The 26,987-nt window shown below is 37.8% G+C and carries 25 protein-coding genes and 1 pseudogene; 20 read left to right on the forward strand and 6 right to left on the reverse strand.

All coding sequences use genetic code 11. The features are described from left to right. Nucleotide 1: 1 nt before the first annotated feature. The 8 genes from AA0017_RS05800 (at nucleotide 2) to recO (ending at nucleotide 7,085) form a co-directional block, all read left to right on the forward strand. Complete coding sequence (locus tag AA0017_RS05800) at nucleotides 2-988, forward strand: PhoH family protein (protein ID WP_413380134.1); 987 nt, start codon at nucleotides 2-4, stop codon at nucleotides 986-988. Nucleotides 989-1,113: 125 nt separating this feature from the next. Continuing rightward, the gene (locus AA0017_RS05805; RefSeq protein ID WP_413382423.1) at nucleotides 1,114-3,315 is read left to right on the forward strand and encodes an HD family phosphohydrolase; all 2,202 of its coding nucleotides are present in this window, start codon (nucleotides 1,114-1,116) and stop codon (nucleotides 3,313-3,315) included. A gap of 5 nt (nucleotides 3,316-3,320) precedes the next feature. Next, nucleotides 3,321-3,791 (forward strand): rRNA maturation RNase YbeY, encoded by a 471-nt coding sequence (ybeY, locus tag AA0017_RS05810; RefSeq protein WP_413380135.1) that lies wholly within the window; start codon nucleotides 3,321-3,323, stop codon nucleotides 3,789-3,791. Continuing rightward, nucleotides 3,769-4,170, forward strand: coding sequence for a diacylglycerol kinase family protein (locus AA0017_RS05815; protein ID WP_413380136.1), 402 nt, complete (start codon nucleotides 3,769-3,771; stop codon nucleotides 4,168-4,170). Before ybeY ends, AA0017_RS05815 begins: the two co-directional genes overlap by 23 nt. A 355-nt stretch (nucleotides 4,171-4,525) precedes the next feature. After that, nucleotides 4,526-4,924 (forward strand): cytidine deaminase, encoded by a 399-nt coding sequence (locus tag AA0017_RS05820; RefSeq protein WP_413380137.1) that lies wholly within the window; start codon nucleotides 4,526-4,528, stop codon nucleotides 4,922-4,924. Beyond that, entirely contained in the window at nucleotides 4,917-5,831 is a 915-nt protein-coding gene (era, locus tag AA0017_RS05825) for a GTPase Era (protein ID WP_413380138.1), read from the forward strand. The genes AA0017_RS05820 and era overlap by 8 nt, the downstream gene beginning before the upstream one ends. Before the next feature lie 275 nt (nucleotides 5,832-6,106). Then, the gene (locus AA0017_RS05830; RefSeq protein WP_413380139.1) at nucleotides 6,107-6,256 is read left to right on the forward strand and encodes a YqzL family protein; all 150 of its coding nucleotides are present in this window, start codon (nucleotides 6,107-6,109) and stop codon (nucleotides 6,254-6,256) included. Nucleotides 6,257-6,296: 40 nt separating this feature from the next. After that, nucleotides 6,297-7,085 carry a DNA repair protein RecO gene (gene recO / locus AA0017_RS05835; protein WP_413380140.1) on the forward strand — a complete coding sequence of 263 codons (789 nt, stop codon included), beginning with the start codon at nucleotides 6,297-6,299 and terminating at the stop codon, nucleotides 7,083-7,085. Between the two features lie 161 nt (nucleotides 7,086-7,246). On the opposite strand, the gene AA0017_RS05840 is transcribed toward recO, so the two are convergent. Continuing rightward, nucleotides 7,247-8,137, reverse strand: a complete 891-nt coding sequence (locus tag AA0017_RS05840; RefSeq protein ID WP_413380141.1) for a manganese catalase family protein — start codon at nucleotides 8,135-8,137, stop codon at nucleotides 7,247-7,249. A 67-nt stretch (nucleotides 8,138-8,204) separates the two neighbouring features. Then, entirely contained in the window at nucleotides 8,205-8,423 is a 219-nt protein-coding gene (locus AA0017_RS05845; protein ID WP_413380142.1) for a YuzF family protein, read from the reverse strand. A gap of 480 nt (nucleotides 8,424-8,903) precedes the next feature. Here AA0017_RS05845 and glyQ point away from each other — a divergent pair, with 480 nt between their 5' ends. From glyQ to AA0017_RS05890, 9 genes are all read left to right on the forward strand, one after another. Then, complete coding sequence (glyQ, locus tag AA0017_RS05850; protein WP_413380143.1) at nucleotides 8,904-9,785, forward strand: glycine--tRNA ligase subunit alpha; 882 nt, start codon at nucleotides 8,904-8,906, stop codon at nucleotides 9,783-9,785. Then, nucleotides 9,785-11,866, forward strand: a complete 2,082-nt coding sequence (gene glyS / locus AA0017_RS05855; RefSeq protein ID WP_413380144.1) for a glycine--tRNA ligase subunit beta — start codon at nucleotides 9,785-9,787, stop codon at nucleotides 11,864-11,866. The genes glyQ and glyS overlap by 1 nt, the downstream gene beginning before the upstream one ends. Before the next feature lie 108 nt (nucleotides 11,867-11,974). Then, the gene (locus tag AA0017_RS05860; RefSeq protein ID WP_413380145.1) at nucleotides 11,975-12,793 is read left to right on the forward strand and encodes a pyruvate, water dikinase regulatory protein; all 819 of its coding nucleotides are present in this window, start codon (nucleotides 11,975-11,977) and stop codon (nucleotides 12,791-12,793) included. 323 nt (nucleotides 12,794-13,116) lie between these two features. Beyond that, nucleotides 13,117-13,566 (forward strand): YaiI/YqxD family protein, encoded by a 450-nt coding sequence (locus AA0017_RS05865; RefSeq protein WP_413380146.1) that lies wholly within the window; start codon nucleotides 13,117-13,119, stop codon nucleotides 13,564-13,566. A 72-nt stretch (nucleotides 13,567-13,638) separates the two neighbouring features. Beyond that, a complete protein-coding gene (gene dnaG, locus AA0017_RS05870) occupies nucleotides 13,639-15,450 on the forward strand; it encodes a DNA primase (RefSeq protein ID WP_413380147.1) in 1,812 nt (603 codons plus the stop codon). A gap of 39 nt (nucleotides 15,451-15,489) precedes the next feature. Further along, the gene (gene rpoD / locus AA0017_RS05875) at nucleotides 15,490-16,608 is read left to right on the forward strand and encodes an RNA polymerase sigma factor RpoD (protein WP_413380148.1); all 1,119 of its coding nucleotides are present in this window, start codon (nucleotides 15,490-15,492) and stop codon (nucleotides 16,606-16,608) included. 734 nt (nucleotides 16,609-17,342) lie between these two features. Next, entirely contained in the window at nucleotides 17,343-17,714 is a 372-nt protein-coding gene (gene cccA / locus AA0017_RS05880; RefSeq protein WP_413380149.1) for a cytochrome c550, read from the forward strand. Nucleotides 17,715-17,834: 120 nt separating this feature from the next. After that, nucleotides 17,835-18,545, forward strand: a complete 711-nt coding sequence (locus tag AA0017_RS05885) for a tRNA (adenine(22)-N(1))-methyltransferase (RefSeq protein WP_413380150.1) — start codon at nucleotides 17,835-17,837, stop codon at nucleotides 18,543-18,545. Then, a complete protein-coding gene (locus AA0017_RS05890) occupies nucleotides 18,542-19,663 on the forward strand; it encodes a Nif3-like dinuclear metal center hexameric protein (protein WP_413380151.1) in 1,122 nt (373 codons plus the stop codon). The genes AA0017_RS05885 and AA0017_RS05890 overlap by 4 nt, the downstream gene beginning before the upstream one ends. A 535-nt stretch (nucleotides 19,664-20,198) precedes the next feature. Here the strand turns inward: AA0017_RS05890 and AA0017_RS05895 are convergent. From AA0017_RS05895 to vrrA, 3 genes are all read right to left on the reverse strand, one after another. Beyond that, the gene (locus tag AA0017_RS05895) at nucleotides 20,199-21,143 is read right to left on the reverse strand and encodes a 4-hydroxy-3-methylbut-2-enyl diphosphate reductase (RefSeq protein WP_413380152.1); all 945 of its coding nucleotides are present in this window, start codon (nucleotides 21,141-21,143) and stop codon (nucleotides 20,199-20,201) included. A 152-nt stretch (nucleotides 21,144-21,295) separates the two neighbouring features. Then, nucleotides 21,296-21,790, reverse strand: coding sequence for a CarD family transcriptional regulator (locus tag AA0017_RS05900; RefSeq protein WP_413380153.1), 495 nt, complete (start codon nucleotides 21,788-21,790; stop codon nucleotides 21,296-21,298). A gap of 107 nt (nucleotides 21,791-21,897) precedes the next feature. Continuing rightward, complete coding sequence (vrrA, locus tag AA0017_RS05905; RefSeq protein WP_413380154.1) at nucleotides 21,898-22,581, reverse strand: VrrA/YqfQ family protein; 684 nt, start codon at nucleotides 22,579-22,581, stop codon at nucleotides 21,898-21,900. 168 nt (nucleotides 22,582-22,749) lie between these two features. Between vrrA and AA0017_RS05910 the strand changes: the two genes are divergently transcribed. Together AA0017_RS05910 and AA0017_RS05915 are read left to right on the forward strand one after the other, a co-directional pair. Next, a complete protein-coding gene (locus AA0017_RS05910) occupies nucleotides 22,750-24,114 on the forward strand; it encodes a DEAD/DEAH box helicase (RefSeq protein ID WP_413380155.1) in 1,365 nt (454 codons plus the stop codon). 27 nt (nucleotides 24,115-24,141) lie between these two features. After that, a pseudogene (locus AA0017_RS05915) lies at nucleotides 24,142-25,034 on the forward strand (deoxyribonuclease IV). A gap of 359 nt (nucleotides 25,035-25,393) precedes the next feature. On the opposite strand, the gene AA0017_RS05920 reads toward AA0017_RS05915, so the two are convergent. Continuing rightward, the gene (locus AA0017_RS05920) at nucleotides 25,394-25,657 is read right to left on the reverse strand and encodes a DUF2624 family protein (protein ID WP_413380156.1); all 264 of its coding nucleotides are present in this window, start codon (nucleotides 25,655-25,657) and stop codon (nucleotides 25,394-25,396) included. 201 nt (nucleotides 25,658-25,858) lie between these two features. Between AA0017_RS05920 and AA0017_RS05925 the strand changes: the two genes are divergently transcribed. Continuing rightward, nucleotides 25,859-26,983 (forward strand): two-component system sensor histidine kinase NtrB, encoded by a 1,125-nt coding sequence (locus AA0017_RS05925; protein WP_413380157.1) that lies wholly within the window; start codon nucleotides 25,859-25,861, stop codon nucleotides 26,981-26,983. Nucleotides 26,984-26,987: the final 4 nt, after the last annotated feature.

Raw genomic sequence — 26,987 nt, forward strand, 5'->3', positions numbered from 1 at the left:
ATTGTCAGATGTGAAAGTGCTTAAGTTAGATGTGAAAAATACGAATGAAACGCAAGCTTTGTTTGGACCAAATGATCGATTTTTGAAGCAGATTGAAATGCTGTTACAGGTGTCGATTGTTACTCGTGGTGAGGAAGTGACTGTAACGGGTGAGGGCACTGCGATTGACACGGTTGAGAAAACATTAACGGCTTTAATTCAATTGATTCGAAAAGGGGTTGCGATATCAGAACGCGATGTCGTTTATACTGTTCAACTAGCGAAGCGCAATCAATTAGAAGAATTACATGATTTATACGAAGAGAAAATAACGACTAATATTAAGGGCAAGTCGATTATCGCCAAAACATTAGGCCAACGTCATTATGTATCCGCGATTAACCAAAAAGATATGGTCTTTGGGATTGGCCCCGCTGGTACAGGAAAAACCTATTTAGCTGTTGTTATGGCTGTAACGGCTTTAAAAGATGGTCATGTAAAACGAATTGTTTTAACTCGTCCAGCCGTTGAAGCAGGCGAAAGTTTAGGGTTTTTACCGGGCGATTTAAAAGAGAAAGTCGACCCTTATTTACGACCGATTTATGATGCACTTCATGATGTATTAGGGGTTGAGCATACAACAAGGTTAATGGAGCGAGGGACAATTGAAGTGGCACCACTTGCTTATATGCGTGGGCGAACGTTAGAGGATGCTTTTGTGATTTTAGATGAAGCTCAGAATACAACGAGTGAACAAATCAAAATGTTCATTACAAGATTAGGCTTCGGTTCAAAAATGGTGATTAATGGTGATTTAACACAAATTGATTTACCGAGAGGAAAAAAGTCTGGTTTAAAGACAGCTTTAGAGACGTTAGCTGGTATTCAAGCGATTGGGTTTATTTATTTACATCAAGTTGATGTGGTTAGACATTCACTCGTACAAAGAATTATTCAAGCTTATGAATCGACTGATAAAAAGGACGATGAAAGACCCCTTTTAACATAAGTTTGGCGATTTTTATATAAGAATTACTAGGAGTAGTCATGGGTTATACGCCCATGATTTTTACTCCTTAATGACAAGGGAAATGTTGTGCTGAGCTGGAATCGAAAAGAGGTGAGAATGCCTTGATGAAAAGTAAAACGATTGATCAATATAATTGGTGGAAGCGTCTTCGAGAAAATCGCTATATTAGAATATCTCTTCTTGTTGCTATGGGTGTTTTACTTTACATATTAATGCTAGGGAATATAATCCCAGACAAAATTGAGATTCGATTGTCTCAAGCTGTCGATCAAGATATTCGGTCCCCTATTACTGTTGAAAATAAAGCGGCTACCGAAGACCGGCGTAAAGAAGCAGTAACGGCGATTGGACCCGTTTATGATTTAAAACAAGAATATGCCCAAAATCAAGTCGGAAAAGTGGATGATATTTTTGAACTTGTAAGGCAAGTAGCAGCAGATTATGAAGCAGAACAAGAAGCCCTTAAAGAGCGGTTAGAAGAGGAACTAGAAGAGGGCGAAGAAGTTGAAATCGAAACGCGCACGGATGAAGAAATCCTAGAAGAGCAACTAGCTTATATTCATGAAACCTTGGCAATCGGGACAAGCAATGAACTTTCTGATGAAACCATAATTACGCTTTTAGAATCGTCGGACTCTCAATTACAAATTGCTCAAGAAGCAACGGCTAATGCTGTTTTTGATATTATGAATGAGCAAATTTCGATTCGAGATTTAACGGAGAAAAAAGAAGAAGTCGAAAACTCGATTGAAATGCCGACATTAAGTAATCGGTTAGTGAACGCCATGCAGGAAATTGCTTCATTTGCTATCATTCCCAATTATATTTATGATGCTGAAGAGACCGAGCGTTTACGTCAAGCTACAGCAGATAGTGTTGAACCTGTCATGATTCGTGAAGGTCAGTTAATTGTAAAAGAAGGCGAGATTGTTAACCATGAGATCTATGAACAACTTAGGTTAGTAGGTTTACTTGATGATGATTTAAATGTTTATCCCTATATAGGGTTGGCGATTCTCGTCATACTAATTATGTCAGTCATTGGATATCATATTAATGAGGCTAATACAAGTCTTCGTCATAATAATAGTCACCTTGTTATGTTTACACTCATTTTTGTGCTTACAGTTGTCTTAATTAAGGTTTTTAGCTTATTAGAAGGCTTAGGTATCACAGGGTTAGGGTACGCAGTGCCAGTATCTGTTGGAGCGATGTTACTCACTCTCCTTTTAAGTAAACGAGTCGCTGTATTTATGAGCTTTATCTTTGCAGTGATTGGTAGTATTTTCTTTAACTATGATACAGCAGGTGCTTTTAATTTTACGTATGGAATTTATTTATTTTTTAGTTCTATCTCTGCCGCATTCTTTTTAGGAGAATCGAATCGAGTATCCCGTATTTTAAGAGCTGGTTTATACGTTTCAGCTGTCAATATTTTAACGGTTCTCTCACTACTATTTATGAAGGTTGTTCCTAGTGGTTGGGTCGAAATCGGAATACATGTTGGTTTTGTTTGGTTTTCTGGTTTTGTGGCCGCTGTCTTAACGTTAGGTTTGTTGCCGTTTTTTGAAGTTGGATTTGGCATTTTATCAACAACAAGATTAATTGAGTTATCAAACCCTAATCATCCTCTATTGAGAAGGATATTAACGGAAGCTCCGGGTACCTATCATCATAGTGTTGTGGTTGGGAACTTAGCAGAATCGGCCAGCGAGTCAATTGGTGAAAATGGGCTCCTTGCTCGAGTGGCGTCTTATTATCATGATTTAGGGAAAACAAAAAGGCCACATTTTTTTATTGAAAATCAAATGAGGATGGAGAATCCACATGATAAAATATCACCACAGCTGAGCACGACCATTATAACGGCTCACCCTTATGACGGTGCTGATCTTCTTAGAAAACATAAGATGCCAAAAGAAATCATAGATATAGCAGAACAACATCACGGAACGACTCTTTTGAAGTTCTTTTATCATAAGGCAAACCAAGATAGTGAGACCTCATTACCTGAATCACAATTTCGTTATCCTGGACCAAAATCACAAACAAAGGTTGGAGCGATTGTCCAAATTGCTGATAGTGTAGAAGCAGCTGTGCGTTCTATGCAAAAACCAACACCAGATAAAATTGAAAATCTTGTGCGGAAAATTATTAAAGATAAGTTAGAAGATGGTCAGTTTGATGAATCAGATTTAACGTTACGTGAGCTCGATCAAGTGGCCATTTCGATTTGTGAGACGCTTAAAGGGACATTCCATCAAAGAATTGAGTACCCAGAGGATGAGAAGAAAAAAGGAGACTAAGAAGCATGAATATGACGATTGATATCGTTGATGAGACAAATAATATTAATCAAAAGCAACAAGAATTAGTTGAAAAGCTTTTGGAAAGTGCGGCAAAATCAGAAGGTCTAGTAGGAGAGATTGAGCTGTCTTTAACCTTTGTAACCGACGAAGAAATTCAAGAAATCAATCGAGAGTATCGGGATAAGGATCAACCGACTGATGTCATTTCTTTTGCTCTGAATGAACAAGGGGAAAACGAACAGGAAATTATCGCAGAAGGACTTCCGAATGTTTTAGGAGATATCATTATTTCCGTTCCGCGAATTGGAGCTCAAGCAGAGGAATATGGCCATTCTTTTGAAAGAGAATTAGGTTTTCTTGTTGTCCATGGCTTTTTGCATTTGCTCGGATTTGATCATATGACTGATGCAGATGAAAAAGAGATGTTTGCCAAACAAGAAAACATTCTAAATGAATATGGCCTTACAAGATAGACAGAAAAGAGGGTTTAAGAGATTTCTTCGTTCCTTCGGTTATGCTTGTCAAGGGTTAAAGCATGTAGTAAAGAATGAACAAAATATGCAAATTCATCTTGTGATTGCGGCTACGACGCTCATGGCGGCTTGGATTCTTTCGTTTTCCCTTACATCATGGATGATATTATTACTCGTGATTGCTGGGATGTTTTCAATGGAAATTATGAATACAGCAGTGGAAAGAACGGTTGATATGATTACCGATGATTATCATCCATTAGCAAAACGGGCCAAAGATATCGCGGCGGCCGCCGTATTTGTTTACTGTTTATTTGCTGCTATTATTGGCTTAATGCTTTTCTTACCACCATTGTTAGAGTTATGGTTGTTGCTGTAAAGAACATGTTAAATATGAATGTGGCTCCAAATGATATTTTGTTGTCCATAAAAAACAAAGGATCCAAACGGAGAGAGCGGAATGCCCGGAGACTCCTGCGGGAATAGTGAAGGATGGGAGACCCCGCAGCGTTAGCGAGGAGGCTCCCGACTCACCCGCGGAACGCGTAGGGCATGCAGCTCACGGAGTAAACAGACTCACCCAAACTGATTCCTATTTTAGATTAGAAAGGGTAGTCCTCTTATTTACACAAGAGTAAATAAATTGGTTGGCTTGCCAGTCTGGAATAAGTGAAAGAGATAGAAATACTAATAACTTACAAAAAATATCACTTTAATAATTGAAGGAGAATGTTATGGAAAAGGACAAGCTAATAAAAGAAGCCCTCAAGGCTAGGGAGAATGCCTATGTTCCCTATTCTAAATTTCCAGTAGGAGCTGCTTTATTAATGGATGATGGTCAAATCTATCATGGGGCTAATATCGAAAATGCTTCTTTTGGTTTAACAAATTGTGCGGAAAGAACGGCATTGTTTAAAGCCTATTCAGACGGGAATACAAAAGTAAAAGCAGTTGCGATTGTGGCGGATACGGAAGGACCATGCTCGCCATGTGGAGCGTGTCGTCAAGTTATGATCGAGCTTTGTGAACAAACAACATCAGTTTATTTATCAAATTTATCAGGGGAAATTCAAGAAACGACTGTTACTGAATTATTACCTGGAGCATTTACATCGGAGGATTTACATGAATAACGATCAAAAAAGTTTTAAATCAGGGTTTGTCTCGATTATTGGCCGACCTAATGTTGGGAAGTCTACATTAATTAACCAAGTAATCGGTCAAAAAATAGCGATTATGTCGGATAAGCCGCAAACGACACGTAACAAAGTGCAAGGCGTCTATACGACTAATGAGGCTCAAATTGTTTTTATTGATACACCTGGTATTCATAAGCCGAAACATAAATTAGGGGACTTTATGATGAAGGTCGCCAAAAATACGTTAAAAGAAGTGGATCTTGTCTTATACGTTGTGGATGCAACGGAATCGTTTGGCCCAGGAGAAGAATTTATTATTGAACGTTTAAAAGAAACCGAGGCCAAAACATTCCTTGTGATTAATAAAATTGACCAAGTTCATCCTGAGAAGCTGTTAGGTGTGATTGAAACCTATCGGACAAAATATGACTTTGATGAAGTTGTACCAATATCGGCTTTACAAGGAAATAATGTGACGACATTACTCGAACAAATTGTTGGTTATTTAGATGAAGGGCCACAATATTACCCGAGTGACCAAGTGACCGATCATCCAGAACGATTTATTATTGCCGAATTAGTTCGTGAAAAGGTCTTACATATGACGAGGGAAGAAGTGCCACATTCGATTGCGGTTGTGATTGAGCAGATTAAACGCAGAGAAGGCAGTGAAACTGTTTATGTCGGGGCAACAGTTATTGTCGAACGTGATTCACAAAAAGGGATTGTCATTGGGAAACAAGGGAAGGTATTACGAGAAGTTGGAAAACAAGCTCGTGCTGATATTGAAGCCCTTTTAGGTTCAAAAGTCTTTTTAGAATTATGGGTAAAAGTTCAAAAAGATTGGCGTAATAAATCAACGCACTTACGGGATTATGGCTTTAGAGAAGACGAATATTAATCACGATGGAGCTCGTTTGAAAAAAATGGGCTAGGTTAAAGTTAAGAAAAAGCAGTGGCTGTGCGAATGGCCATTGTTTTTTGATCTTGTATCCACTTATAATAAACATACATGATCATTAAAGCCAAAAGACAGTATAAAATAATAAAACAAATTTACGATTTGTCAAGGAAAATAAATTAGTAATTATTCCATAACATGATTCGTGCAAACAAGGTCATGATAGTGATAAGACGTGTTTAAGTGTAATCTTCAAAGAAAGGTGGAATCTGATGATGCTCGATTTTTCTTGGAAGGTCTTTTCAATGACAGGAAACGTTGACATGTATTTGTTAATTAAAGAGTTAGAACGAGACTCAGATCAACAATTCGAACAAGAGACAGCAGCTGTAAGTGAAGATTTAGACGCACCTACTAATCATTAATCACGTTTGTGCACCATGTTTATTAAAAGTGGTGAAGTAGATGTTACAAAAGGTAGAAGGAATTATCATACGTTCATCTGATTATGGAGAAACAAATAAAATAATCACTTTATACACGCGAGAATTAGGGAAAATCGGTGTAATGGCAAGAGGGGCTAAAAAGCCTAAAAGTCGATTAGCTTCTGTATCTCAACTATTTATATACGGAACTTTTTTAATCCAAAAACACCAAGGCCTAGGAACTTTAAATCAAGGTGAAATCCTTGACTCGTTTAAAGAGGTCCGTAATGATCTTTATTTAGCGTCGTATGCAAGTTATGTGGTTGAGTTGTTGGACCGATTAACCGAAGAAAAAGAAATCAATCCGTATTTATTTGAATTGGTTTATCAAATGCTCCATTATTTAGATGAAGGTATTGACCCGGAAGTCCTTTTACGTATTTATGAAATGAAGATGTTGGCCGTAGCGGGAGCGAAACCACAATTGGATCATTGTGCAAGTTGTCAAGGAATTTTTATTCCCGTTGCTTTTTCAATTCGTGAAGCAGGATTTCTTTGCGGACAGTGTGCGTATAAGGATGATCATGCTCTGCGAATAAATGAGCAAACGGCAAGGTTATTACGCTTATTCTTTTATATGGATTTAAACCGATTAGGGAAAATTTCATTAAAAGATGATACAAAAAAAGAACTGAAATGGATTATTTCGACCTATTATGACGAATATGTTGGTCTTACATTAAAATCGAAACGGTTTATAGAGCAATTAGAGAAGATGGACCTTCAAATAAAGGAAAAAGAGAATCAGGACCAAAAAGGGTTGTCCTAAATACTTTGCGGCTGCCCCCAGACGCTAGGTTTCATTGTAACTTAGAATAGAGTTAGCAGACTTCAAACCAAAAGGATAATAACCCATCAAAAATCATTTTATGATGACTGGATGGGTTATTTTTATCTTTTGCAACGTCCCCTTTTTCAGTGGTCTCGATTTTATAAGCCGGCTTTTAGACGTTTTAAGATTTTTTCGTAATCATCTTCGTCAAGTCCTGGAGCAAACATTTCTGGTTTAGCTTCTAAATCTGGTATAGGGGCACCTTCTGGGGTTCCATCTATTACTCTTAAAGGCTCCCCTGTTTCAGGGTTAGGCCCTTTCCAAATTTGATTAATGTCACGGTATTCTTTTTCTCCCCAAGTGTATAACACATTAGAAAGTCCTTGTTCAATATATTTTTTGGCATGATCAAAGGCATTGTTATCGGGTCTTGGTACAGGGAGCATCTTGCCAATCTCAACGCCTGTAGCAACTTCGATTGCTTTCGCATAAGCAATAATGTGAGTACCACCACGCACTAATAAATAACCACATAACTCTCTCGCTGTTGGGTTTGTGGTCATTTCATAAACACGCATTTTGTGTAATCTCGCTCCAATTTCGAGTGAATAATTGTGTAAGAGATCTTCTACTAAAGCTCCGCTGCCATGTACATAACTTCCATTCCAAGGGTTGCCCATGCCGTCACCAGGAAAAGCCGTTTGGGCCGTTGTTGTAAAGTGATAAGAATACCTTTTATCTTTGCCAATTTGTAAAGGAGCTGTATCAGGAGCACCAGGATGTGTATTGCCATAAGACATTAAGTTAATCGTATTGGCTACTAGCTCAACATGGCCAAATTCTTCTGCCGTAATACTAGCGATCAGATCATAAAAAGGTTTGAATTTTTTCTTACCTCGAAAGTTGAAGGATTGAAACATATAATTGTTCAAGGTTGACATTTCTCCAAATTCTCCACCTAATAATTCTTGGACAATAGAAGCACCATTTATATCGCCATGCTCAGGTACAGGGAGAGCAATCGCGAGCTTATTAATTCGCTTCATCATAACTTTGTTCCCACCTTTCATGTAAAACCTTCTTTTTTAGAAACATTTGTATGAAAGTGAGCGATGTTTATGTTGCTCGTGCTGGGAAGAACCAGACAATTTCCTGTGTTCTAATGTAGAAGGGAGTCCCGCCCATTTCGACGATGATATGATCGGGATAAACATGTTTTAACACACCTCTTACGGAACCTTGTGTCGTTTGCACGCCGATAACTTGTTGTTCAAGGTTACATAAGTTTTGATACGTATAAGGGTCATGGATGGTCCAGTCTAAGTTTTCACTCATTTTTTCACTCCTCATCGTTTTTAGTTGATTTCCACTCTGTAATTTTGCCGTCATTTCATTTTTATTTGTAGAGCTTGTCTTATATTCGTTTATTTTTCCTTATTGAGATGAGTTGTTTAGAAATGAAACTTTCTGTATAGAATATTAAGGATTGACAGAGGATTTCTTTTTATATAAAATATGAATACTAGATAGGCTGCAAAGAAGGAGAATAGTACTTATAGAGCTGAATGAAAGCGAACCTAGGATAGTGTAAGCTAGGGCATTTACCTATAACGAAGGCACTCTGGAGCAGAACGGAAAAAAGTGATTTGTAAGGAAGGGAATCATTACTTACAAATAAGTAGGGTGGAACCGCGGGAAACTCTCGTCCCTATGCTGGAAGACAGCATAGGGACGAGAGTTTCTTTTTTGTCTTTGCTGCTTTCAAATAAACTCAATTTATATCAAAAAATGGAACAAGTGATGGAGGTATTAGAGATGAATGTGCAAACGATGATTTTGACTTTGCAAGAATTTTGGTCTAAACAAAATTGTATGATTATGCAAGCATACGATACAGAAAAAGGGGCAGGTACGATGAGCCCATTTACTTTACTACGTACGATTGGTCCAGAACCGTGGAATGTTGCTTATGTAGAGCCATCAAGAAGACCGGCAGATGGTCGTTATGGTGAGAACCCAAACCGTTTATATCAACATCATCAATTTCAGGTGATTATGAAACCATCTCCTATTAATATTCAAGAACTTTATTTAGATAGTTTACGGGCTTTAGGGATTAATCCATTGGAACACGATATCCGTTTTGTTGAAGATAATTGGGAGAACCCGACATTAGGCTGTGCCGGGCTTGGTTGGGAAGTTTGGTTAGATGGGATGGAAATTACTCAATTTACGTATTTCCAACAAGTAGGTGGTATTGAAGCGAACCCTGTGTCAGCAGAAATTACTTATGGTTTAGAGCGCTTAGCTTCTTATATTCAAGATAAAGAAAATGTTTTTGACCTTGAATGGGTAGAAGGATTTACGTATGGTGATATTTTTAAACAGCCAGAGTACGAACACTCTAAATATACATTTGAAGTTTCTGATACAGAGATGCTGTTTGGTTTATTTAACACTTACGAAGGAGAAGCGAAACGAGCTTTAGATGAAAATCTTGTCTTTCCTGCTTATGATTATATTTTGAAATGTTCGCACACATTTAATTTGCTGGATGCCAGAGGAGCGATCTCTGTTACGGAGCGTACAGGCTATATTGGACGGGTTAGACAGTTAGCTCGTTTGGCAGCGAAACTTTATTATGATGAAAGAGAAAGATTAGGATTCCCTATGTTGAAAAAGGAGGAGGCAGAATAATGAGTGCTCATGATTTTTTATTAGAAATCGGATTAGAGGAATTACCAGCTCGTTTTATTACAGATGCAATGAATCAGCTTGAGCAAAAAATGAGTAGCTGGTTAAACGAACAAAAGCTTGAGTATCAATCTATTGAGGCCTTCTCAACTCCTAGAAGACTGGCGGTTTTAGTTACAGGACTTGCTGATAAACAGCCGGATATTACGAGCGAAGCAAAAGGTCCAGCGAAAAAAATCGCTTTAGATAATGAAGGAAATTGGTCAAAGGCGGCCCAAGGGTTTGCACGTGGGCAAGGCGTTAGTGTCGAGGACCTGTTTTTTAAAGAATTAAAAGGCGTTGAGTATGTATATGCGAACACCTTTACAGCTGGGAAAGAAACGGTTGAACTTTTAGAAGCAGCAAAAGAGCTGATCTTATCCATTCATTTCCCTAAAAATATGCGTTGGAACTCATATCAGCTCCGTTACGCAAGGCCAATTCAATGGTTAATCGCTTTGTACGGAGAAAAGGTGATTCCATTTTCAATTGAAGGAATCTCAACAGGAACGATTTCTAAAGGTCATCGTTTTTTAGGAAAAGAAGTATCGATAGCTGCACCTGCTCATTATGTGGCGACACTAAGTGAACAAAATGTAGTCGTAGAGCCACAAAAAAGAAAAGAAATGATTATTTCACAAATTCAAGTGTTAAGTCGTGAACAAAATTGGGTAATTCCCATTGATGAGGATTTATTGGAAGAAGTGAATAATCTAGTCGAATATCCTACTGCTTTATTTGGGAAGTTTGATGACGAATTTTTAGAGATTCCTAAGGATGTGCTCATAACGTCAATGAGAGAGCATCAACGTTATTTTCCAGTTGAAAACAGTGAAGGAGAGCTACTACCTTATTTTGTTACTGTACGTAATGGGAATGCGGAACATTTAAATAATGTCGCACGTGGGAATGAAAAAGTATTAAGAGCTCGCCTATCGGATGCGGCATTCTTTTATGAAGAGGATCAGAAGCTAAAAATTGACGATGCCGTTGCCAAGCTTGAAAACATCGTTTACCATGAAGAACTTGGATCGATTGCAGATAAAGTGAGAAGGGTTCAGTATTTAACAAATGAGCTCTCGGATCAATTGGTTTTAAGTACAGAACAAAAGAAAAAAGCAAACCGAGTTGCTGAGATTGCTAAGTTTGATTTAGTGACACAAATGGTTTATGAATTTACAGAATTACAAGGGAAGATGGGGCAAGTATATGCGGAGCTAGCAGGTGAAGATAAAGAAGTAGCCGAAGCGATTAACGAACACTATATGCCGCGTTTTGCTGGTGATAACAGTCCATCGTCACTAGTCGGTGTGGTCGTTAGTGTAGCGGAGAAAATCGATACGATTACGACTTGTTTTGCTATCGGCCTTATTCCATCAGGTTCACAAGATCCGTATGCCCTACGCCGTCAAGCGACAGGTATTGTTCAAATGCTTTTAGATAATGACTTATCATTGTCATTAGAAACATTAATCGATGTCAGCCTTAATCTTAATGAAGAGCGTCAGTTATTAAAACGAGATAAATCGGATATAAAATCTGATTTATTATCATTCTTCCGTTTAAGAGTAAAACATATGCTCCAAGAAAAATCGATTCGATATGATGTGATTGATGCAGTTATTGCCAATGGTTTCACTGAAGTATCGACGACGGTTGCAAAAGCGAATGTTTTAATGCAACAAGTTGAACAACCTCAATTTAAACAAGTAATAGAAGCGCTAAGCCGTGTGACGAATATCTCGAAAAAGCAAACGGGAGATGTGAGAATTAATACAAGTTTATTCCAAAAAGAAGAGGAAGAGAACCTGTATCAAACCTATATGAGGGTACAAGAGCAAGTCGCCGAAGCAACCGAAGGGAAAGATTATGAGTCAGCCTTTCATGCGTTAGCTCATACAACTGAAGTCATTGATCAATACTTTGATCATATTATGGTGATGGATGAAAATGAAGAGATTAAACAAAACCGTCTTTCACAAATGAAGGCTTTTGCGAATGTCATTTATTCATTTGCTGATTTTCAGGCGATTGTTTTTAGTTAATCAAATAAGGGAATAGAAAGATGAACAGTAGGAGAATTCTTACTGTTCATTACTTGCCTTAAGTAATAAAAGGTATAGTCAAAATTTATGATATAAAGGGTGATGACATTGGAGGAGATTCAGAAGCAGCGCTCAGTCGTTTATATCGTTTCGGATTCAGTAGGAGAAACGGCTGAATTAGTCGTAAAAGCTGCCGCTAGTCAATTTCGTGATGCGGGGCTAGAGTTAAGAAGAGTACCTTATGTTGAAGATAAACAAACGATCGAAGAGATTGTCAGACTTGCCGCTAATGCCAATGCCTTGATTGCCTTTACTTTGGTTGTTCCAGAGATGAAACAATTTTTAATGGAACAAGCTAAACAAGTTGGGGTGGAAACAGTTGATATAATAGGTCCGATGTTAACCCAAATTGGAAATCTTGTTCAAGTTAAACCGAGATATGAACCAGGCCTCATTTATCGACTTGATGAAGATTATTTTAGGAAAGTAGAGGCAATTGAATTTGCCGTTAAATATGATGATGGGCGTGATGCAAGAGGGGTGGTGCGAGCAGATATCGTACTAGTAGGTGTTTCGAGAACGTCAAAAACACCATTGTCTCAATATTTAGCTCATAAACGTTTAAAAGTCGCCAATGTCCCACTCGTACCAGAAGTCAAGCCCCCTGATGAATTATTTAAAGTATCGGCTAAAAAATGCATCGGGCTGACCATTAGTCCAGAGAAATTAATCGATATACGAGCCGAGCGCTTAAAAGCATTAGGTTTACAAACAGAAGCGACGTATGCGAACATTAATCGGATAAAAGAAGAGTTGGTCTATGCCCAAGAGATTATGGAACGAATTGGCTGTCCAGTAATTGATGTTTCGAATAAAGCAGTAGAAGAAACAGCTAATCAAATTTACAATATGTTTCAAAAAAGGTAATAAACATATGGTGTTACTTTGATTTTAAAGGGCAAAAGAAAGAATAAGAGGTTTTACTGGTCAAATGAACCATTTTTACGTATAATAAAGAATTGTGTTGCTTGCTATTTAATATGATTTCTAAGGAATATTTTTTAAAAGAACAAATAAATTTAAAAAGTCAAGGTTTTTTCTTATGTTTTTGGCAATGATAGTAAAGGTAACCAAGGAAATGGTAGAACGTATTCTTGATCAATTGACAAGACCTATTTTTTCGACAATTATCAACTAAATTCTTTTCGTAAAAAGCAGGATATTGGAAGGGAATGTTGAATTAATTTACTATGGATAAAGAAAAAAGAACGATTTATGTGGATGCTGATTCTTGTCCTGTAAAGGAAGAAGTCTTGTTTTTAGCCGCTCAATATAAGGTGCCAACTACATTTGTCTCCTCTTATGCTCATGAATTAACATTGCCAGCATTTGTGGATCAGGTCACGGTTGATTCTGATAAAGAAGCGGTTGATTTATATGTTATGAATCAAGTGAAAAAAGGTGATATTTGCGTTACACAAGACCATGCATTGGCATCATTACTTTTAGCCAAAGGGACATTGGTCCTTTCGCCTAAAGGGTATCTTTTTCAAGAGGAGACAATTCAACAACTTTTGGATTTTCGTTTTCTCTCACAAAAAGAACGACGAATGGGAGGGAGAACTAAGGGACCAAAAGCCTTTACAAAGAAGGATCGACAATTTTTCTTAGAAAACCTTGAAAAAATCATAAAAAATTAGCAGGAATATAAGAAAAAAGCTCGAAAAATATTAAGACTTAATAACGATTATAATGAATTGGTGATCACTGTTATGAATGGTCGAATTCCTGAAGAGACTGTCGAACAAATCAGACAGACAGCAGATATAGTAGAAGTCATTAGTGATTATGTTCAATTGAAAAAGCAAGGAAAGCAGTATACTGGGTTATGCCCGTTTCATGGGGAAAAAACGCCTTCTTTTTCTGTCTCACCTGATAAACAGTTATACTATTGTTTTGGCTGTGGAGCTAGTGGAAATGTTTTTTCATTTTTGATGAATCATGAAAATTTCACATTTATTGAAACAGTTCAGCATTTAGCGAAACGTACACATATTGATTTGCCAGAACAAGTGGTGACCACTAATGAACAAACATCAAAACCACAGGATGAAATGATTCAAGGGCACGAATTAGCCGCAAAATTATATCATCATATTTTGACCTTAACAGAAGAAGGGAAAATAGGTTTAGAGTACGCAAAACAAAGGGGTTTTACGAAAGAACAGATTGAACACTTTCAAATTGGTGTTGTCCCAGACCGATGGGATACATTAGTGACCATCTTTAAAAAGAGAAATTATACGCTAACTCAAATGGTCAAAGCTGGTTTGTTAGGTAGGCGTGAATCCGATGGCGAATATTATGATCGGTTTAGGAACCGATTAATGTTCCCTATTTGGAATTCACAAGGAAAAACAGTTGGGTTTAACGCTAGAAGTTTAGGCGATGAAAACCCCAAATATTTAAATAGTTCAGAGACCCCCATATTTCAAAAAGGGCAAACCTTATATGCTTTTCATTTGGCGAGAAGTTCCATTCGTAAGGCCAACTCCGCACTTCTTTTTGAGGGGGCTGTTGATGTTATCGCTGCTTGGGGAGCAGGGATTCATCATGCCATCGCAACTCTTGGCACAGCTTTAACCGACGAACAAGCTAGGCGAATAAGGCGAAATGCAGAAACGGTTACGATTTGTTATGACTCAGACCGAGCAGGAATTGATGCGGCTTTTAGAGCAGCTACCATTTTGGAGAATGCGGGTTGTATTGTCAAAGTAGCCGTGATGCCTGAAGGGTTAGACCCCGATGACTTCATCAAGAAATTTGGAGCTGAGCGCTTTAAAAATGATGTAATAGGGGCAAGCTTAACAGTAATGGCATTTAAGATGCGTTTTTTACGAAAAGGTCGGAACATGAATGATGAAAATGAACGAATTCAGTATATTGAAGACGTTTTGAAAGAAGTTTCCACCTTGCCTCGTGCAATTGAACGCGATCATTATGTAAGGCAATTAGCCGATGAATTTTCTTTATCGTTAGATGCGTTAAAACAAGAGCAATTTCGAATTTATCGTGAGAAAAAAAATCAATCAACGTATCAAAAATCAGCAGACCCCATTCCGAAAAAGAATGAAGGGAAAAAAAGCTTTGAACAAAAAAAGCTATTACCTGCTTATCATAATGCAGAGCGATTTTTACTCTCTCATATGATCCGGAATGTTGAAATTGCTGAAAAAGTTCAAGAGCGAATTGGTGGTCAATTTAATGTCGATGAACACCATGCGATTGCTGCGTATTTGTACGCGTTTTACGGAGAAGGAAATGAACCAGACCCAGGTTCTTTTGTACAAAGAATTAATGACGAAGCGATTAAAAGGCTAGCGTCGGAAATTGCGATGCAAGCCGTAGAGGAAGAATGTTCCCCGCAAGTCATTGATGATTATATTAAACAGATTGAAAACTATCCAAAATGGGTAGAGATTCATAAAAAACAATTAGAATTAAAACGTGAACAGGATCCAATCGTGTTCGCCCAGCTACAAATGGAATTAATTAAGATGAAAAAAGAACTACAATCATCTTAATCGTTAGTATCGTTTTGAACATTGGAAGGAGGGGATCGAATGGCAGAGAAACCACTACGCCCATTAACGGAAGGTGAGTTGTCGATCGATCAGGTGAAAGAACAATTGGTAGAGCTAGGTAAAAAAAGAGGTACTCTCACATATGTCGAGATTACAGATAAGTTAGCTAGCTTTGATCAAGACTCGGATCAGATGGATGAGTTTTATGAATACCTTGGAGAACAAGGTGTTGAAATCATAAATGAAGGTGAAGAAGGCCCATCAGTTCAGCAAGTAACGAAAGAGGAAGAAGAATTTGATTTAAATGACTTAAGTGTACCTCCAGGAATCAAAATCAACGATCCTGTTCGTATGTATTTAAAAGAAATTGGTCGTGTTCCTCTTTTATCAGCTGATGAAGAAATTGAACTCGCTAAACGAATTGAACAAGGTGATGAAGAAGCCAAAAGACGTCTAGCAGAAGCGAACTTACGACTTGTTGTTTCGATCGCAAAACGTTATGTTGGTCGTGGGATGTTATTCCTTGATCTCATTCAAGAGGGGAATATGGGTTTAATCAAAGCGGTTGAAAAGTTCGACTATGATAAAGGATTTAAGTTTAGTACGTATGCCACTTGGTGGATTCGTCAAGCGATTACTCGTGCGATTGCTGACCAAGCTCGTACGATTCGTATTCCCGTTCATATGGTTGAGACGATTAATAAGTTAATCCGTGTTCAACGCCAATTACTTCAAGATTTTGGTCGTGAGCCAACACCTGAAGAAGTGGCAGAAGAAATGGAATTGACACCTGAAAAGGTCCGTGAGATTCTAAAAATCGCCCAAGAACCTGTATCTCTCGAAACGCCAATTGGTGAAGAAGATGATTCTCATTTAGGCGATTTTATTGAAGACCAAGATGCATTAGCTCCATCTGATGCGGCTGCCTATGAATTATTAAAAGAACAGCTTGAAGATGTTTTAGACACTTTAACAGATCGTGAAGAAAATGTTCTACGTCTTCGTTTCGGTTTAGATGATGGTCGTACTCGGACACTTGAAGAAGTAGGTAAGGTCTTTGGTGTTACTCGTGAACGTATTCGTCAAATTGAAGCAAAAGCGTTAAGAAAGTTACGTCATCCAAGTCGTAGCAAACGATTAAAAGATTTCTTAGAGTAAAAGTGAGAACCATACCTTATAGGCTGGTGAATAGGTGGTTTACTTCTAATGGTGAAGTAGACCGCTTTTTTAGTTTTATGTGTATGGTAATCTTTTCTAATGATGGAAGATTCCATTCGATTAAATGTTCTTTCCATTTATTTTACTGATCTTTTATAGCTAATGCAAATTGATCAGATATTTTTCTGTCATTTTCAAACAGTTTTTTTATTTTTAAGTGATAAAAAAGAGTCATTTGCTTGAAGTGACCGTCTCTTTTTGGAAGTCACTGAAAAAGTCTCCACCTCACCTTTTGGGAGAAAATCAAAGGTCATTAGTTCTCTTGGTAAGATGGCCGGTAATGGTTTCAAAATGCCTTTTCATTAACAAAAACGGAGCCAGCACAATACCCGGTTCACCCGTGATTGCTGCGGGTATTGTGCTGGCGGAGTATAGCTAACTAATGTAACCATGTTTTAACGAGTAGCCGGTTATCCAGTGGCCTCCCTTTTTTAACTGTTTTTGTTTGCGGCTTCCTTTTTAATTCATAAATGATTGCTGTTTTTTCGGGTATACTTTAAGATAAGAATGATTTTCTTTAAAATTTAGTAAAAAGAGTGACAAAAAAAGCAAAAGATCACGAATCCCTTTTCATGGTTACAGTTTTCAAGTACAATAAGAGGGGTATTTCTTGGCAATCTACATATGATGTCAAATTTTTGAAATGATGTTTATTGACAAAGGAGGGTTAGAAAATGAAAGGAAGACCTCTAATTCCATTCGCCGTTATTGCGATTGTCGGCTTATTATTAATTACAGCACTTTCGTTTGTTGGTTTAAATCAACGTGAAGCGATGCAAGAGGACGAAGAAGGAAACGGTGCAGAAGAAGTAACAGAGTTTGAGGATCCAGTTGCAGCAGGAGAAGAGATGGCTCAACAAAGCTGTATTGCTTGTCACGGTGGCGACCTTACAGGTGCAGGTGGTCCAGACTTAACAAATCTTGATTTATCTGAGGATGAGATTGTTCATGTTATTTTAAATGGACAAGGTTCGATGCCAGCTATGCCATTGGATGAAGTTGAAGCAGATGCGATTGCTCAATACTTATTATCTTTAAATGAATAATGAAACGAGCGAGAGTCAGATAACTCTCGCTTTTTCTTTTTGTCTGGAGATTTTCTTGCAAGATCGTAAACATCTAGATAAGATAAAACAAGAGTCAAATATAAAATAAAAGGTGAAAAAATGAACGAAAGACATTTATCAAAAAGATTATTAAAGGTAGCTGATTTTGTACCTAAAGGGGCAAAATTAGCAGATATTGGTTCGGATCATGCGTATCTACCCACTTATTTAGCATTAAATGATGATACATTAACAGCTATAGCTGGGGAAGTGAATGAAGGACCGTACCAAAGTGCTGTGATGCAAGTGAAACGCTCAGGATTAACCGGCCGTATTGAAGTTCGTAAAGGTGATGGACTTGATGTCATTCAAGCAGGTGACCAAATCAGTGCCATATCAATTGCAGGAATGGGTGGGGCGTTGATTCAGACGATTTTAGAGCAAGGTAAGGATAAGTTAGGGGAAGTTGAGCGATTAATTTTACAACCGAATATTGGGGCGATTTTTATTAGAGAATGGCTTAGTGAAAATGGTTGGGTGTTAGTCGATGAAGCGATTTTAGAAGAGGATGAGAAAATTTATGAAGTTCTCATCGCCGAAAAAGGTACGGATCACCTTTTATATAAGGAACAAACAGAAGCCAAATTATTATTAGGTCCGTTTTTAATGAAGCAGTGCTCTGCTACATTTAAAAAGAAATGGCAGTATGAGCTCAAACATTGGCAGCAAATATTAGAACGGTTAGAAGTGGCTAAAGAGACGGAAAGTAATGAAAGCAGAAAAAAAGAATTAAAGCAAAAAATATTAATGACAAAGGAGGCTTTATCATGAGTGATTATATTCATGCCTCACATTTGGTGCAATTTTTTGAAGAATGGGCACCGAAGTCGATAGCGGTTGAAGGTGATAAAAATGGTTTAATGATTGGGACGTTAAATAAACGAATCCAAAAAGTGATGGTGACACTTGATGTTTTAGAAAATGTCATCGATGAAGCGATTGAGCAAAATGTGGATTTTATTTTCGCTCATCATCCACTATTATTTCGTCCGTTAAAAAAGATCGATGTGAACACTGCCCATGGTCGGATTGTTGAAAAAGCGATTAAGCATGATATAACGATTTATGCTGCTCATACCAACCTAGATATTGCTAAAGGCGGAGTAAACGATATGATGGCCAACGCATTAAGGCTCACGGAAACGGAAGTGCTCGCACCGACACAATCAACCGAGCTAGTTAAGGTCGTGGTGTTTGTACCTGAATCACATGCAACGCAAGTCCGTGAGGCAATGGCAAACGCAGGGGCAGGTCATATCGGGGGTTATAGTCACTGTACCTTCAATTCTAAGGGTGTTGGTACCTTTAAACCTGAAGAAGGAACAAGCCCTTATATCGGCAAAGTAAACGAGCTAGAAGAGGTTCCAGAAGTGAAGGTAGAATCGATTATGCCAGCAAGCTTACAAAGTCGTGTTGTACGAGCGATTATGAAAGCTCATCCTTATGAAGAGCCTGCCTTTGACCTATATTCGTTAAACAATAAAGGAGAGGTGTTAGGGTTAGGTCGAATTGGTAAACTTGAGCAGGAGATGACATTAGCTAATTTTGCCGAATTTGTTAAGGGAGCTTTTGGTGTCAAAGGGGCCCGAGTCGTAGGTGATTTAACAGGGACGGTTCGTAAAGTGGCCGTACTCGGTGGTGATGGAAACAAATATTTACAAACAGCCTTATTTAAGGGAGCTGACGTCATTGTTACTGGGGATGTTTATTACCATATGGCTCACGATGTGATGATGGAAGGTTTGAAAATCGTCGACCCGGGTCACAATGTCGAAAAAGTAATGATTAATGGCGTGTATGAATTTTTTACAAAGTTTTTAACGGAACAAAATGTTCAAACCGAAGTGATATGCTCAAAAGTACATACGGATCCGTTTCAGTTTGTGTGATGAAGTGGAGAGATGTCATAAAGGAAAAATACTTAAAGTGAGTCGAGGCAGAGGACTTGCTTTAAGTTTTTTTGTTTTCGTTATATGTGTAGAGAGCGAACAGATAAGTTGATATTCGAAATGAAATTGGGAATAGAGCAGGATTGAGATGCGGATGATGTTTGATAAGTAATGAAAAATTGGATTGGATGGGATTAGGGTACGAATAAGCGTGAATAGGTAATGAAAGTGGAAAAGAGAGAAATTATGGTGCGAATAAAGTTTGATAAGTAATGAAAAAAAGAGTTGGATGGTATTAAGGTGTAAATAAGCGTGAATAGGTAATGAAAGTTGGAATAGAGGGAAATTAGGGTGCGAAAAACGATTAATAAGTAATGAACCCCCGGATTGGCTCAAATTACAGTACAAATAATTCCAAACATAACCAAATAAGAACCGAACAATCAAACGAACAGCATGGCACCTTTGAAATTTCTTCTCAACAAAAAACCTGCTAATGCATTTGTGCAAGAACAGGTTTTTTGAAAGGCCAATATTATTTTTTTACGCGGACTTTTGGTAAGATTTTTTCAAGTTTAACTTGACCTTCTGTCTTCCAAGTGTCTTTGTTTGTTGTATCATAGCCTTCTAAAAATTTAATTACTTCTCTTGTGATAGGTGTTGGTGTTGATGCTCCAGATGTTACACCGACTGTTTCAACACCTTCAAACCATTCTAACTTTAACTCGGTAATATCACCGATTCGGTAAGCTGTTGTACCGGCAATTTGTTCGGAAACTTGGGCGAGTCGATTTGAGTTATTACTTTTTGGATCACCTACAACAATGACAAGATCACATTCTTTTGCTTGTTCCGCAACAGCTTCTTGCCTAACTTGAGTGGCCAAGCAAATTTCATTGTGGATCTGTGCGTGTGGGAAACGTTTCATTGTTTTATTCATAATATCTGAAACATCCCATTGACTCATTGTTGTTTGGTTCGTAATAATAATTTTTTCTGAATCAAGTTCTAATTCATCTACATCCTCTAATGATTCGACTAAATGAACAGAATGTGGAGCAACTCCAATGGCTCCTTCTGGCTCAGGATGCCCTTTTTTTCCGACATAAATGACATGATAGCCTTCACCTGTTTTCTCACGAATTAAATCATGCGTTCGTGTGACATCAGGGCATGTGGCATCAACAACGGTTAACCCTTTTTCTTGAGCTAGTTTACGAACTTCTGGAGAAACTCCATGAGCCGTAAAAATTACTGTACCTTTATCAACTTGTTGTAAAATCTCTAGACGATTTGGACCGTCTAAAGAATAAATTCCATCGTTTTCAAAAGCATCTGTAACGTGCTGATTGTGAACGATCATCCCTAAAATATAAATTGGACGTGGTAAATCTAGATTTTGGGCTGCTTGACGAGCGAGCACCATCGCATCAACGACCCCATAACAATAGCCACGGGGTGAAATTTTTACTACATTCATGACATGCCTCCTAAAAATGAGAGCTCCTGTCCCTAAGTAAAATGAAGGAACAGGATTTGTCTGTTTCGTCCTATATTATAATAGAGATTGTTCGCTGTGACAATCGAAATGCCTATTTTGTATGATAGGGAATTGCATAAAAATTTAAAAAATTATGCAGAGCCCTCTTCTAAAAGAGATTGATCAATAAACTCATACGCCTGTTCCTCGGTCATATCATTCATTAATACAAGTTCGCTTGCAATCATTTGTTTGGCTTTTTGTAAATGATTTCGATCTTGAATATGAAGTCCGTTCGAGCGTTCGGTTTGTTTTTTGGAGAGAGAAGAAATTAAATGAGCTGCATCTATAATACTGCCGCTTTTTAATAAATTCTCTGTATCTCGAGAGAAATGGCTTGTTGATAGTGGATTTTCAGGTCCGTTTTGTAAAGCCTCAACCAAATGATCTAGTTCCTGTTGGGCGATGACTTTACGTAAACCAGACTGTTCAATCCGGTTCTCAGGTAGCATGAGCTTTACGTCCACAAGAGGGAAGTGGAGAATATAATAAGAGTGAGTTTCACCTAATACATTCTTTTCTTCAATGTCCTCAATTGTACCAGCACCATGATAAGGATAAACAACGTGATCACCGACTTTAAACATAGGCATTCCTCCAATTCCTGTAATATTTTTATTATAGCACAAAAAAATACAAATTAAAAATTTTACTACCTGAAGGCTTATGTGTCAACTAAAAAGTATTACTTTTCTTAAACATATAATTTAGGTAATGGAATTCCTTCCTTTGTTGTGTTGCTAAATCTAGGTTTTGTAGCTTCAGTATTTACATTTGTTTCTTGAGAAGGTGTGGCTAACAACTGTGAGGGCAAAGGGGCAACGGTTTCTGTTAAGGTATTGTTTTCGATGTAACCTTCAGTTGTTGTTGGGGTTGTCAGGTTCTCGTTCATTAGCGATGAAAGGTCGACTGTTGGTCCTGCTACTTGGTTAGCGAAAGCGGCTAATTCACTGTCACTAGAGCGCATAATTCTCCACATCGCTGGAAGGTTTCGAATGATCGGGCCGTATTGACGGACCATAGGCATCACTTGTTGGGTTAGCCCTAGAACACGTTGAGAATTATCAAGTATAGTAGAAAATTTAATTGAACTTCCAGCCGCCTTTCCAAGCCCACTCGCTAAGCCTCCACTTGCTGCTTTTGTTCCACCACCAAATCCAAATAGTCTTGCTAACAATCCTCCTCCTGCTCGCCCGGCTCCTGCACTTGACATTCCAGCCATCCCTTGTGCAAATCCTCCGCCACCTAACATAGGGCCACCAATCCCTGCTCCAGGAAACATCATCGGTGTATGCATGGGCATTTGCGAGAAGGCTGACATTGGCAAAGTGGACTGAATCGGGATCGATGTTAAAGGAGGTCCGATAAATCTATCCAATTGATTCACCTCATTTTACTAAATACACTTTTCCTTATTATTATTTGTATGTAAAACGCGGAAATTAGTGCCTAACTTTTTTTGTTCGGAAGATTATTCGCTTTTTATTAGTGAAGTATGATAAAATAATCTATTGCAAAGAAGAAACGGATGAAAGTAGGAAAAATGATGAAAACAAATAATTTTAAGCGCTTCGATTTAAAGCCTTATTTAATTGAATCGCTTAATGAGCAAAATATTTTAATGCCGACAGAAATTCAGGAGCGTTTAATTCCAGCGATTTATAATGGGCATGATGTGATCGGACAATCGCAAACAGGAACAGGTAAAACATTAGCGTTTTTATTGCCATTATTAAATAGATTGGACGAATCAAGGGATGAAGTCCAAGCGATTATTACGGCACCTACAAGGGAGCTTGCCAGTCAGCTTTTTGAGGAATTAAAAAAATTAATAGACCATTCTCCAGAAACAGCGAGTGTTAAAGCGAAGCTACTTGTCGGTGGTACAGACAAACAGCGGGCAATGGACGGCTTAAAACAGCAACCACAAATTGTGGTCGGGACGCCAGGACGTATCGCGGATTTAATGAATGAAAATGCTTTAAATGTTTATACAGGCACTGTTTTAATCGTGGATGAAGCCGATCAAATGCTTGATATGGGCTTTATTGAAGATGTCGATAAAGTCGCTTCAAGAATGGCAGCGAAGTTACAGATGCTTGTATTCTCAGCGACGATTCCAGAGAAGTTAAAGCCATTTTTGAATAAATATATGGACAACCCTAGACATGTACAAGTAGAACCAAAGCATGTGACTGCAACGACAATTGAACATCGAATTGTGGCATTAAGACATCGTGACAAACTTTCTTTTGTAGCAGAATTAGCAGAATCATTTAATCCTTATTTTGCGATTGTTTTCACAAGCACAAAGGAAGAAGCAGATGCAGTTACAAATGCGATGATTTCAGCGGGGCTCAATGTAGGACGTTTGCACGGGGGGTTACAGCCGCGTGAACGTAAACAAGTGATGAGACAAGTGAATGATTTGAAATTCCAGTACCTTGTCGCAACTGATTTAGCAGCACGAGGGATTGATATTAAAGGTGTCAGTCATATTATTAATTACTCATTACCAAACGACCTTGATTTTTATATTCACCGTGTGGGTCGGACAGGCCGTGCAGGGGCAGAAGGTATTGCCTACACGATTTATGATCTATCTGATCAACAAGCTGTTGAAAAGTTAATCGGAAAAGGCATCACCTTTACTTATTATGATTTCAAAAAAGGTGAGTGGACAAAGCTTGATAAACCACCACTAGGTGTGCCAGGGAAACGGGCTCCTAAGCGTAAAGGTCAAGAAGCGGAAACATCTCAGAAAAGAAAAGAGACGAAAACGGTAGTCAATACAGGCGGAAAAGCAAAAGCAAAACCGAAAAAAGTAAAACCAGCCTATAAGAAAAAAGCTCGCTTTAAAAAGGATAAAGAAGACCAGCGTCAAAGAAGAATTTCAAAGAAAAAGAAATAAATCAGCAATCTAGAAGGGGAGATGGAGATGACGATAAAGTTAGGTTCTCATGTATCAATGAATGGAAAAAAATGCTACTTGGAGCTAGTGAAGAAGCGTTATCCTATGGAGCAAACACATTTATGATCTATACAGGTGCCCCGCAAAATACACGACGTAAACCAATTGAAGAATTAAACATCGAGGCTGGTTTTGCTCATATGCAGGAGCATGGAATGTCCGATATTGTCGTACATGCCCCGTACATTATTAATATTGGTAACTCTGTCAAACCTGAAACATTTGAGTTAGGTGTTAACTTCCTTCGTTCGGAAATTGAACGTACGGAGGCATTGGGCTCAAAACAAATCGTGCTTCATCCTGGGGCACATGTTCAAGCTGGAGTAGATGCAGGAATTGATAAAATTATCGAAGGTTTAAATGAAGTGTTAACAGAGGGTGGTCCTGTGCAAATCGCTTTAGAGACAATGGCAGGGAAAGGTTCAGAATGTGGGCGTAACTTTGAAGAATTAGCTCGTATTTTTGATGGAGTAAAAAGAAATGACCGTTTGTCGGTCTGTTTTGATACTTGTCATACTCATGATGCAGGCTATGCGATCAATGAAGATTTTGATAGTGTCTTAAATGAATTTGATAAAATCATTGGAATTGATCGACTAAAAGTGCTTCATATTAATGATAGTAAAAATGTTCAAGGAGCGGCAAAAGATCGCCACGAAAATATTGGTTTCGGTCATATCGGTTTTGAGGCTCTTCACAAAATTGTTCATCATCCACAATTAACGGATGTACCTAAAATTTTAGAAACTCCTTTTGTCGGTGAGGACAAGAAAAATAAAAAGGCCCCTTATAAATTCGAAATTGAAATGTTACGTGCTGGAAAATTTGATGAAGATTTTCGAAATAAAATGTTTCAATAAACAATAAAAAGGGTAAAGCTACTGGGTGTTCTCAGTAGCTTTTTTTTAATAGTGTTTTGTTACGGAAAGGGCGAAACAAAAAACAAAAGGGAAGTCAGTAGAAAAGGCCAGCGAAAAAGTCTTATTTTTACCTTCAACTGGGAAAAATCTTAAACCACTAGGATATTTATTAGATACCCCATCATGACTTCAGTAGGTTTTTCTTCGGTCAAAACGGAGCGATCGGAATGCCCGGAGGCTCGACACCCGCGGAGTAAGCTAACAAATGGGACCCTATTTTAACGAGTAGACCCTTTTTCAGTGACTTCTTTTGTTATGGAGGTGAACAATAGTGGATACTTTCAATGAATGAAAATGCCTTATAAGTATTGATTAAATTGTTGCATAAGTTGTTGGACAACATTAGCGACATAGGGATCTATTTCGGTTTGCAGACGGTTAAGTATACGATGGATTTGTTCAGTGTTTGCAACATTAATCTTTTCTGAACGGATAATTTGAATAACCTGGTTGGCTTGTTGCTCGTTCAAAGGAATTTGATATTGTTGGGATAATTGAAGAAGCTCTGTGCTACTTAATGAATTAACCTTATGATTAATAAGCTGTTGCATAATTGGATTCATGCTAAAACATCCTCCTCTATAAAAAACAAGATGTTTCATTATATGACGTTAAAATAAAAATGTGAATAAAAAAAGGATATCATTCTAGTTATCTCGAATATTTCACAATGAGAAAAAATTGACAATTTATTTTAAACATTTTTTAGGTGTGACATATTTTTATAAATCCAGGAAGAAGAGATTAAGGGGAGAGGCCTCTTTATGGAAAATCAACATACGTATAGTCAAGTTGCCCCTAAAGGCAGTAACCGAACGGTGGATGAACCAACAAGTGAGAAATACCCTTACCCTCCACATGAAATTTGGGAGATGGACAAATCCGATAACTTGATGTATATAGAAGAAATTGGAATACCATTTATAAAAGTTGACACTCAATATCATATAAAGAAGTGGAATCAAATGTTTTTGGATATCGTTGATGTGACAAAATCCGAATTAATTTATGAACGCCTTGATCATTTAGCCGACCAATCATTTGTAATGGAGCAAATTTATGACTTAATGAATCAAGCTCTGCAGACAGGGAAAGTAGAATTGACGACCTTTGAGGATAAAGAATCGCTCATTCATTTACGTGCCTTGCCACTTCTAGAAGCGAATGCTATTTATATTTTGTTAGAAGATCGTTCTTTACAAAAACAATTTGAGAACTTATTAACGTTCCATCACCAAATGGAAGCTGTGTCCCATATTGCAGCAGGAGTGGCTCATGAATTAAGGAACCCTCTTTCAGTGATCAAAGGGTTTTTTCAATTAGCCCAATTAACGAATGAATATCAGAAATATTATGATACGATTTTAGCTGAGTTAAACCGCATGAATGTTATTATCGAGGATTTTTTATCCGTATCACGAAGAAAAATGGAACGTAAGCTTCAATCGCCCATGCATATTATGAAGTCATTAGTAGAAATTATGAAAGCGGAATGTTTATTGCATAATGTAGAGTTTTCTATGCATTTAAAGGAAACGCCTCAATTTATTAATGTGAATGAATCGATTATCAAACAGATTATGTTAAACTTACTCCGCAATTCAATTGAAGCCTTTGGAAAATCGAATAACAATCGAACATTCGAGATTAGAACGTTAATTGAAAATGAGCATTACATCATATTTGTTAAAGATAACGGAAAGGGCATGCCAAAAGAAGTTTTACAACAATTAGGAAAGCCTTTTTTTACAACAAAAGAAACCGGCACTGGTATTGGGATACCCTTATGTAAAAAGATGATTGAAGACCATGGAGGAAGCTTTAAAATTGAAAGTACCTTTAATGTTGGGACGACCGTGATCTTAACGATTCCGTTGATTGAGCATTAATCTT

Source organism: Alkalihalobacillus phoenicis (assembly GCF_047302405.1).
Taxonomy (GTDB): Bacteria; Bacillota; Bacilli; order Bacillales; family Bacillaceae_D; genus Alkalihalobacillus.